At 60.1% G+C, this 10161-nt stretch carries 7 protein-coding genes and 1 pseudogene; 6 read left to right on the top strand and 2 right to left on the bottom strand.

The window, feature by feature from the left end; all coding sequences use genetic code 11:
• On the bottom strand, window positions 1-1844 hold a 1844-nt coding region (locus tag ACVK00_RS34435), incomplete at its 3' end, for an ESPR-type extended signal peptide-containing protein (protein WP_456826992.1).
• Window positions 1845-2936: 1092 nt separating this feature from the next.
• A complete protein-coding gene (locus tag ACVK00_RS34440) occupies window positions 2937-3437 on the bottom strand; it encodes a hypothetical protein (RefSeq protein WP_354123311.1) in 501 nt (166 codons plus the stop codon).
• Here ACVK00_RS34440 and ACVK00_RS34445 point away from each other — a divergent pair.
• The 6 genes and pseudogenes from ACVK00_RS34445 to ACVK00_RS34470 form a co-directional block, all read left to right on the top strand.
• The gene (locus ACVK00_RS34445) at window positions 3330-4490 is read left to right on the top strand and encodes an acyl-CoA dehydrogenase family protein (protein WP_354123309.1); all 1161 of its coding nucleotides are present in this window, start codon (window positions 3330-3332) and stop codon (window positions 4488-4490) included. The two genes, ACVK00_RS34440 and ACVK00_RS34445, sit on opposite strands and share 108 nt — an antisense overlap.
• 166 nt (window positions 4491-4656) lie before the next feature.
• On the top strand, window positions 4657-6738 hold the full coding sequence (locus ACVK00_RS34450; RefSeq protein ID WP_284900228.1) for a 3-hydroxyacyl-CoA dehydrogenase NAD-binding domain-containing protein: 2082 nt from the start codon (window positions 4657-4659) through the stop codon (window positions 6736-6738).
• A gap of 14 nt (window positions 6739-6752) precedes the next feature.
• Window positions 6753-7931, top strand: coding sequence for an acetyl-CoA C-acyltransferase (locus tag ACVK00_RS34455; RefSeq protein WP_354123252.1), 1179 nt, complete (start codon window positions 6753-6755; stop codon window positions 7929-7931).
• Window positions 7932-7981: 50 nt separating this feature from the next.
• Window positions 7982-8767: an SDR family oxidoreductase gene (locus ACVK00_RS34460; RefSeq protein ID WP_072445164.1), complete on the top strand. Its 786-nt coding sequence runs from the start codon at window positions 7982-7984 to the stop codon at window positions 8765-8767.
• A gap of 407 nt (window positions 8768-9174) precedes the next feature.
• Complete coding sequence (locus ACVK00_RS34465; protein WP_229050687.1) at window positions 9175-9462, top strand: hypothetical protein; 288 nt, start codon at window positions 9175-9177, stop codon at window positions 9460-9462.
• A gap of 631 nt (window positions 9463-10093) precedes the next feature.
• Window positions 10094-10161: pseudogene (locus ACVK00_RS34470) on the top strand (ATP-grasp domain-containing protein); the annotation flags it as partial.

Below are 10161 nucleotides of genomic sequence, written 5' to 3' on the forward strand. Positions count from 1 at the left end.
GTCGAGCTGAGGCCGGTCGACAGCGAACCGATCGAGCTGTTAGCGGACGACAGGCCGGTCGAGGTCGAGGTGGAAAGCGAGCCGATCGAGCTGTTGGCCGACGAAAGACCCGTCGAAGTCGACGACGAAAGCGAAGTAACGGAGCTGTTCGTGGAGCTCAGACCCGTCGAAGTGGACGTCGACAGTGACGAGATCGAGCTGTTAGCCGAAGACAAGCCAGTCGACGTGGAAGTCGACAGCGAGTTGATCCCGGTGGAAGTCGACGTGGACAGCGACGAGATCGAGCTGTTTGCTGACGAAAGACCCGTCGAGGTCGACGACGAAAGCGAAGTAACAGAGCTGTTGGTCGAGCTCAGACCGGTCGAGGTCGACGTGGACAGCGAGCCGATCGAGCTGTTAGCCGACGAGAGGCCGGTGGACGTGGACGACGAGAGCGACGTAACGGCGCTATTCGTTGAGCTCAGACCGGTCGAGAGCGAATCGATGGAGCTGTTAGCGGACGACAGCCCGGTCGAGGTCGACGTGGACAGCGAGCCGATTGAGCTATTAGCCGACGAGAGGCCGGTGGACGTGGACGACGAGAGCGACGTAACTGAGCTGTTGGTCGAGCTCAGGCCGGTCGAGGTCGACGTGGAGAGCGACGTGATCGAGCTGTTTGCCGACGAGAGGCCGGTGGACGTCGACGACGAAAGCGACGTAACCGAGCTGTTGGTGGAGCTGAGGCCGGTCGAGAGCGAACCGATCGAGCTATTAGCGGACGACAGCCCGGTCGAGGTCGACGTGGACAGCGAACCGATTGAGCTATTAGCCGACGAGAGGCCGGTGGACGTGGACGACGAGAGCGACGTAACCGAGCTGTTGGTCGAGCTGAGCCCGGTCGACAGCGAACCGATGGAGCTATTCGCCGACGAGAGGCCGGTGGACGTGGACGACGAAAGCGACGTAACCGAGCTATTGGTCGAGCTCAGCCCGGTCGACAGCGACCCGATAGAACTATTAGCCGACGACAGCCCCGTCGACGTGGACGACGAAAGGCTGCTGATCGCGCTCGTCGTCGTACTCATCCCCGTGCTGAGCTGGGCCACCGTGACGGCGTCCTGCGGTGCCGAACCGTCGGCGACGTTGGTAATACGACGAAGATTCGTCGCGCTGCCGATCGACATTTCCGAAGCCGGCGCGGCGCTGCCGGTCAGGTAGCCGGTCCCGGTGGGCGCTGCGGTGCCGGTGACGCTGCCCTGTCCGATCGCCACGCTGTTTGCATATTGCGCGGTGGAGTTGAGGCCGATCGCGGTAGCGCCCGTCGCGGTCGCGCCCACCACCGCGAAGCGGCCGATTGCGACCGAGTTGGTCGCGCCGGCGGTCGCACCGCCCGAACCCGACCCGTTGCCGCCGCCGATGGCGATCGAGCTCGTGCCCTGTGCCTTCGCGTCGTTGCCGACCGCGGTCGCGCCGGTTGCCGTCGCCTGCGATCCCGAGCCGATACCGATCGAGCTGTTGCCCGTGGCCTTCGAGTTCTGGCCGAACGCTTGCGAGTAGTCGCCGGATGCGGTCGCGTTCGCGCCGATCGCGATGGACGTCGAGCCGCTGGCCGTCGTCGTGCTGCCCGAATTGCCGCCGATTGCGATTGACTGCGCACCCGACGCAACCACCGACCCACCGAGGCCGCCGGCAGAGTACTGCGCGTGCGCCACGTTGCCGACGCTCGCCCCCGCTACAAGAACGGCGGTTGCAACGGCCTTCACGACGGCCGACTTGTTCGGCTTGCCCCGTGCCGAGTCGTGTTCGGATGCCGCGACCCAGGCGCCAAGGGCTTCGTTCCAGATCGAGCGGTATGTGCGGTTCATTTCCTACCTACCTCCAAATAATCACGCCACACACCGGTCTCTTTCGTTAGATGAATATGCCGTGCGATCGCGCGAATCTTAAAATTGATGGCCGGAGTTTATTTGAGGTGGTATTTGGAGATTGACAAACAGTGAAAAATGGAAGGTTCTAGAAGTTAAAAGATGGTTAATGCCTCGCGTTTTGATGTATTTGGAAGTAATGATTCTGAAAGAAGCTGGAATGCTTTGTGTATGATTGTTGAGCGATCGATGTCTGCTAAAATATCTTATAAAAATCAATGAGATGAGAGAGTTTTGTGGGGCAGGCAACACTTCCTCCATCGCGGCATGTAACAGAAATGAAACGGCAAACGTTTGCGCATCGGGAATTTCTTACTGGTTTGTAATGTTCTGATGGATGCTAATTAACATGGACTGGAAAGGCTTGTTAATTTATTAATTAGAGGCTTTTGTAGGGGTTTGGATTGTATTTTGTCATTCTCTTGAAAATCGAAAAAACATAAAAAGCGGAGCCTCGGGATATGCTGGTTTGCGCATCGCACCGGCCGCGCGCGCCCGTGGGACGGGCCTTCCCCGGCGGCTGATGTCATAAAGTTGTAAAAAAGTGCAACGGACATATCGCGCCCCGCAATTGGAACGTCGTTTCGAATTTGTCCTATTGATGGCCCGATTGGACGGGTGTCAGATCGCCCGGCCGGGCCATGCTTGCAACCGCAGCGTTGGGGGGAACGGATACGGCGAGCGGGAAATGTCGGATCGTCGCCACAACGACTGGATCCTGCTTCCCAGGAAGACATCCCGCAGGAGGGGAGGCGACGTGCAAATGCGTCCGATGCGTGCCGTCGGGCTGACGGTGGCGAGTGGGCCGACGTCACGTCGTGCGTGGCGCAACGGATTCGGGCAGCGGTGTGTTCGTTTTCGTCCGCAGGGGGAGAGCAGGCGCGCGGATGGCAACCGCGATCCGTCGACCGGGCGAGTCGGATTGCATCACACCGTCCGGCCGACGCAGCACACCGTTCCGGAGAAGGTGCCGGCGGGCTGCCGCGTGCGCCGGTCCGCGCCGCCTGCAACCCTCCGCCGGGCGCCGCAGCGTTACTTCCGCAGAAACCGCAGCGCGAGGCGCGCCATGCGCGGGACGAACATCGGGCGCAGCAGCCGCTTGTCGTACCCGGCCATCCGTCGGTCGTTCTCGGTCAGGCACAGCGCGATCAGCTCGCGCGGGTTCAGCGTTTCGCCGATGTCGGCGGTGCTCGTCGCCGGGAAGTTCGCGTCGCGCGCGACGCCGTCGGCGTCGATCCCGCGGGCGATGCCGATGCGGTCGCGGACCAGGTGCACCCACACGGCCGCGACGCGCGCGAAGAACCACGGCCGGCGCCACCACGGCAAATTGCGCCAGTACCACGCGTACCAGTTCGCGAAGAACAGGATGTGGCGGCCTTCTTCCTGGATCACGGGCTCGAAGGTGTCGACGAGTTCGGGCGGGAAATAGCCGGAGCGCTGCGCGGAGCGGAACAGGCCGAACGCGAAGAAGCTGTCGATGCATTCGCTGACCGTTGGCAGCCGATCGCGCTCATTGAAGAGCTGAAGGCGCACGCGAAGGACCAAGGTTTGTGGAATCTGTTTCTGCCCGATTCGGAACATGGGGCGGGACTGACGAACGTCGAATACGCTCCCCTTTGCGAAATCATGGGTCGGGTGCCATGGGCACCGGAGGTTTTCAACTGTTCGGCACCCGACACAGGCAACATGGAAGTGCTGGTCCGTTACGGCACGCAGGAGCAGAAGAAGACGTGGCTCGAGCCGTTGCTGCGTGGCGAGATTCGCTCGGCGTTCGCAATGACCGAGCCACTTGTGGCCTCGTCCGATGCAACGAACATCGAGAGCTCGATCGTGCGTGACGGTGACGAATACGTGATCAATGGCAGGAAATGGTGGACTTCTGGTGCCAACGATCCACGCTGCAAAGTCTTCATTTTCATGGGCAAGACGGACCCTGACGCGGCAGAGCGCTATCGTCAGCAAGGGATGATCCTCGTGCCGCGCGACGCGCCCGGCGTGACGATTCTTCGCCATCTGCCGGTGCTCGGTTTCGACGACGCGCCGCACGGGCATGCGGAAATCGTCTTCGAGAACGTACGTGTGCCGGTAACGAACATGCTGCTCGGCGAAGGGCGCGGCTTCGAGATTGCTCAAGGGCGTCTCGGCCCCGGTCGTATCCATCACTGCATGCGCCTGATCGGTCTCGCGGAGCGTGCACTCGAAGTGACGTGTACACGTAGCCTGTCGCGAACGGCGTTTGGACGGGCAATTGCCGACCAAACGGTGACGCAGCACCGCATTGCCGACGCACGTATCTCGATCGACCAGACGCGCTTACTGGTGCTGGATGCTGCGCACAAGATGGACGCGATCGGCAATAAGGCGGCCGCACGCGAAATTGCGATGATCAAGGTGGCAGCGCCCAACATGGCATGCACGGTCATCGATTGGGCGATTCAGACCTGCGGGGGCTATGGAATGCAGGATCGCTTCCTGACGCACGCCTATGCTGCCGCACGGTCGCTGCGCATCGCGGACGGTCCGGATGAAGTGCATCGCAATCAGATAGGGCGAATGGAACTGGCCCGTTATCGGGGCTCGAGATGAGCGGCACTACAAGAATTTCGTGTTCGCCTTCAAAAAAGGCCGAACGTTCGAGTGTTTATTTGATTTTGGATCCAATCGAGCTGTCTGTATCGAACTGGCAGCGACATAGCTCAACCTGGATGCACGGTACCCCGTCCCGTGCGTCGCACATACAAAGGAAGGGAACATGACAGCGCACTACAGGGTGCACGATGACGTGGCGGTTATCACGCTCGACAACCCACCGGTCAATGGGCTCGGGCACACGACACGTCTCGCCATCGTCGAGGCAATGGCCGCAGCAGCAGCCGACGCGGGTGTACGGGCCATTGTCATTACTGGGGCAGACAGCGGCTTCTCGGCCGGAGCGGACATCCGGGAATTCGGCACGCCGAAAGCAACGCAGGAACCGAGCATTCATACGGTCATACGAGCGATCGAATCCAGCGCCAAGCCGGTTGTCGCCGCCATCCATTCGGTGGCCATGGGCGGTGGGCTGGAGTTGGCAATGGGTTGCCACTTTCGTGTTGTCACACCGGGTGCGCAGATTGCACTACCTGAAGTGAAGCTCGGCGTTCTTCCGGGAGCCGGGGGGACGCAGCGCCTCCCGCGGGCCGTCGGCCTCGAGGCAGCGCTCGACATGATCGTATCCGGCCGAATCGTACGCTCGGAAAAACTGGCAGACACTGGCCTGTTCGATCTGATCATCGAGGGCGACCTGCTGACAGGCGCGGTGCGGTTTGCACAACAGGCTGCGGACCGGAACGAACTGCCGCGGCTGCGAGATCGCCGCATCGAGCATGTCAATCCGGACGGATTCCTGCAATTCGCGCGCAACACGATTGCAACTGCCAGCCGCAACTTTCCGGCGCCGCTCAAATGTGTCGACGCCGTGCAGGCTTCCGTCCAGCAAGCCTTCGACGATGGGATCAAGTTCGAACGCAAGCTGTTCATGGAACTGATGGACACATCGGAATCCCGAGCGCTTCGTCACGCCTTCTTCGGAAAACGTGCTGGTGCGAAGATTCCTGACCTGCCACCCGACACACCGGTGCGGACGGTAACGCAAGTGGCTGTCGTCGGCGCGGGCACGATGGGAGCGGGCATTGCGATGAACTTTCTCAGTGCGGGCCTCCAGGTCAAGATTCTCGAGACGCGGCAAGACGCGCTCGAGCGCGGTGTCGCGGCGATGCGCAAGAACTACGACGACAACGCCAGAAAGGGCAAGCTCACGCAGGAACAGGTCGAGCAGCGTATGTCCCTTCTGACGCCGACACTCTCCTATGACGACCTCCGGCAAGCCGACCTCATTATTGAAGCGGTATTCGAGGAAATGAGCGTGAAGGAAAGCGTGTTCCGGGCGCTGGATGCTGTCGCAAAGCACGGAGCCATCCTGGCATCGAACACCTCGACCCTGGACGTGGACAAGATCGCCGCGTTCACGAAGCGGCCTCACGACGTGGTCGGTATGCATTTCTTCAGTCCGGCCAACGTGATGGAACTTCTCGAGATCGTACGAGGTGAGAAGACCGCGCACGACGTGCTGGCGACAGTCATGAGTCTCGCCAGGAAGATCGGCAAGACGGCGGTGGTATCCGGTGTTTGCGACGGCTTCATTGGTAACCGGATGATCAATCAGTACCTGCGCCAAGCAGGCTATTTGCTGGACGAGGGCGCGCTGCCGGAACAGATCGATCGTGCGATCGAGAAGTTTGGCTTTGCGATGGGCCCGTTCCGCATGCTCGACCTGTCCGGCAACGACATCGTCTGGGCGATCCACAAGCGCCATGCGGTGGAAAGGCCGGATATCGTGTATTCGAAGACCACCCATCTGCTCTGTGAGATGGGACGGTTCGGCCAAAAATCCGGTGCAGGCTGGTACGACTACAAGGCGGGCGATCGCAAGGCGTATCCGTCACCGGCTGTCAATGACATGATCGTCCAGCAATCCAGAGATATTGGTCTGGAGCGGCGTGTGATTTCGGACGACGAGATCGTCGAGCGTCTTGTCTATGCGCTCGTGAACGAAGGTGCTCGGATACTGGAAGAGGGCATCGCATCGAAAGCATCCGATATCGATGTCGTTTATCTCACGGGCTACGGCTTCCCGATCTTCCGCGGCGGTCCAATGTTCTATGCCGACACCGTAGGCCTTTACAACGTGGCGCAAGCGACGCGCCGCTACGGCAAGGGGTATCGCGGCGAAGCGTGGCAAACGGCCCCGTCGCTCGAGCGGCTGGCCGAAGTGGGCAAAGGTTTCAACGATTGATGTGGAGCACGAATATGACTGAAGCAGTGATTGTTTCCACCGCTCGGACGGCACTCGCGAAGAGCTGGAAGGGCGCCTTCAACATGACGCACGGCGCTACGCTCGGCGGGCACGTCGTCAGACACGCGATCGAGCGTGCGCACATCGAGCCGGGTGAAGTCGAGGACGTTCTGATGGGCTGCGCCGTTCCGGAAGGCGCGACTGGCTGGAACATCGGGCGGCAGATCGCATTGCGTGCAGACTGCCCGGCGAGCGTGCCAGGTGCAACCATCAATCGCTTTTGCTCCTCTGGACTGCAGGCGATTGCGACGGCCGCGCAGCGTGTGATTGCCGGTGAAGGCGATATCTTCGTTGCGGGTGGTGTCGAATCCATTTCCTGTGTCCAGCAGGAAATGAACCGACACATGCTGAACGACGGCTGGCTTGAGAGGCACAAGCCCACCATCTACTGGAGCATGCTGCAAACCGCTGAAACCGTCGCCCGGCGTTACAACATCGGGAGAGATCGTCAGGACGAGTATGGCGTTCGAAGCCAGCAGCGGGCGGCGGATGCCGTTGCCGCCGGACGGTTTGCGGACGAAATCGTGCCGATCACCACAGTGATGGGCGTCGCCGACGCGAAGACCGGATCACTCGGCACGCGCGAAGTCACGGTGTCTGTCGATGAAGGCATCCGTGCCGATACGACGCTGGAAGGCCTTTCGAAAATTCGTTCTTCTTTGCCGGGAGGCGTGATTACGGCCGGTAATGCGAGCCAGTTCTCCGATGGTGCATCAGCTGCTGTCGTCATGGACGGCAAGCTGGCCTCAGCCCGCGGCCTGCAGCCACTCGGCGCATTCCGGGGTTTTGCCGTTGCCGGATGTGAGCCGGACGAAATGGGTATCGGGCCGGTGTTCGCCGTACCTAAGCTGCTTGCGAAGGCCGGTTTAACGGTCGATGACATCGGCCTTTGGGAGTTGAACGAGGCATTCGCTGTCCAGGTGCTTTCCTGCGCCGACAAACTCGGCATTCCGATGGAGCGCCTCAACGTCAATGGCGGCGCCATTGCATTGGGACATCCGTACGGTGTTTCCGGCGCGCGCCTCGTCGGGCATGCGCTGTTGGAGGGTAAGCGCCGTGGTGCTCGATATGTCGTCGTTACGATGTGCATCGGGGGCGGCCAAGGCGCAGCAGGGTTGTTCGAAGTTTTTTGATGTCTGCGCAAGAAGCGTCGCAGAAACAGGAATAGTGCGGATTAGACACCATGGGTACGCTCAAACAATTATTCGATCTTTCAGGAAAAACCGCGCTCGTAACTGGCGGCTCACGCGGCCTCGGTCTTCAACTCGCCGAGTCACTCGGCGAACTTGGAGCGCGCATCGTTCTTTCTGCGCGCAAAACCGACGAGTTGCAAGAGGCGCAGGCGCATCTGGCGTCGCTCGGCATTGAGGCGGACTTCATCGCAGCGGACGGTTCCATCGACGCAGATATTCATCGTCTGGCTGACGAGGCGCTCGCCAGGTTGGGTCGCGTCGACATACTCGTGAACAACGCGGGCGCGGTCTGGAGCGCGCCGGCGGAGGACCACCCGATCGAGGCATGGGATAAGGTCATGAACCTCAACATCCGAGGCCTCTTCCTGCTCACCCAGCAAATTGGCAAGCGGTCGATGATCCCGCGTGGATACGGCCGAATCGTCAACATGGCATCGATCGGCGGCCTCAGGGGAAATCCGCCTGATGCGATGAGCACCATTGCCTATAACGCGAGCAAGGGAGCGGTTGTCAATTTCACACGAACGCTCGCGGGTGAGTGGGGGCAATACGGCATCACGGTCAACGCGATTGCGCCGGGCTTTTTTCCGTCCAACATGACGCGGGGCTTGCTCACCCAATTGGGCGCGGACAAGGTTGCGGAAGGACTCCCATTACGGCGCATTGGCGATAGCGAGGATCTGAAGGGCGCCGTCGCATTATTCGCATCGGATGCAGGCAAGCACATCACCGGACAGATCCTTGCAGTAGACGGTGGTGCGACCGCCGTACTATAACCGCGATACGGAGAGATACGGATGCCGAAGTATTGGGTAGATTTGGAGATCTTCGTTGCCGGGTAAAAACGGTGGGATCACATGGCTCCTGCGTCACCGCAGTACCGGAAAGACCCCGGAACAACCGGGCGCCAATGAAACCGGCACCTGACGACGCGTTTATACGGACATTGGGTGGTGGACGGAAATGAAGGCGGTGCAAATTGCAAGTACCGGTGGACCGGAGGTGCTGACGCCAGTCGATCTCGAAGTGCGACGTCCTGGTATTGGAGAGTTCTAGTCAAGGTCGACGCTGTCGGGATCAATTTTGCCGACACGGTCCGTCGCCGCAGTGCGCCTTAAAGCCCGAGATGGTCATCTGTTGTGCGGTATTCCTGCTGCTGATGTTTGCTACTGGCGACTCGGGAGTGTTCGGCCTCTCCCGGCTAGGGGCGATCCTGAAGGAGTTGAACTCGGGCGGTATGGCGTCGTTTCAGGCCTTGTCGGAGATTCGTGCCGCGCACATGGATGCCTGGTTTCAATTGAGACGAATCGAATTCGCGCAAAACGGTGAAGAGGTAGCCACGTCAATCGGCACGATTCGCTCCGACGAAGAACGGTTGGTCCCAGGCGATTTCACTGACTGCCTGATGCAATTTGAGGAACGACATGGACGTAATGCAACGGACTCGCTTTGCTGCAGCAGCAGCAGCTAATGCTGAAGATGCATCGATTTGGCGTTGGTTTTCCGCCCTTCTTGAAGAGCGTCGTATCCGGTGGCGTTACATGTTCGATAGTTGGGTCGTTAATGTCGATCGCACTCGTGTTGCCTCGGAGTTGACTTTCTATGATGCGATAAGGGCGGCAAAAGAGGAGGCCGAACAGCGGGGGCTAGGACGGCCTGACGAAAGGCCAGCCCGGGGGCGCTGGCAAGGTAGGGACACAGAAGACGTAACACGATGCCGTTCCTATCGCTAATTCGCCTGGACGTCGCAAGATCTTGTGGTGCCTGCTGACTCCAGTGCCCCGCCTGCGCGACAGTATGTGAAATCGTGCGGTCAGATTTCGGCTCGTTCGGCCCCGAAGGGGTTGTGCAGGACCAGTGGTGATCGGAGATTGTTTCGCGCGAGATGATCTGCCGTCAAGATTGATTTCGTGACGTTTCCTCGGTCGGCGGAGTCAAGTGGCGAACCTGTGCTGATGGCCGCGCGTTGAGTACCAGATCGCTCGCTGCGAGGGCAATGGCACGAAGCAGCAGGTTGATTTTCGCAGTGAGACTGCTCTTTTCGACATTACTTTCTAAGTTTAGAAAATTCAATTCAACTCTCAGACTGAAGGGAATCACGCATGAAGATTCACGAGTACCAGGGTAAGGAAATCCTGCGGAAATTCGGAGTCGCGGTACCGCGCGGCAA

Source organism: Burkholderia sp. PvR073 (assembly GCF_054055695.1).

Coding starts and splice junctions, on each gene's coding strand:
- ACVK00_RS34450 (WP_284900228.1), top strand. CDS start 4,657: ATGACAGCGCACTACAGGGTGCACGATGACGTGGCGGTTATCACGCTC.
- ACVK00_RS34455 (WP_354123252.1), top strand. CDS start 6,753: ATGACTGAAGCAGTGATTGTTTCCACCGCTCGGACGGCACTCGCGAAG.
- ACVK00_RS34460 (WP_072445164.1), top strand. CDS start 7,982: ATGGGTACGCTCAAACAATTATTCGATCTTTCAGGAAAAACCGCGCTC.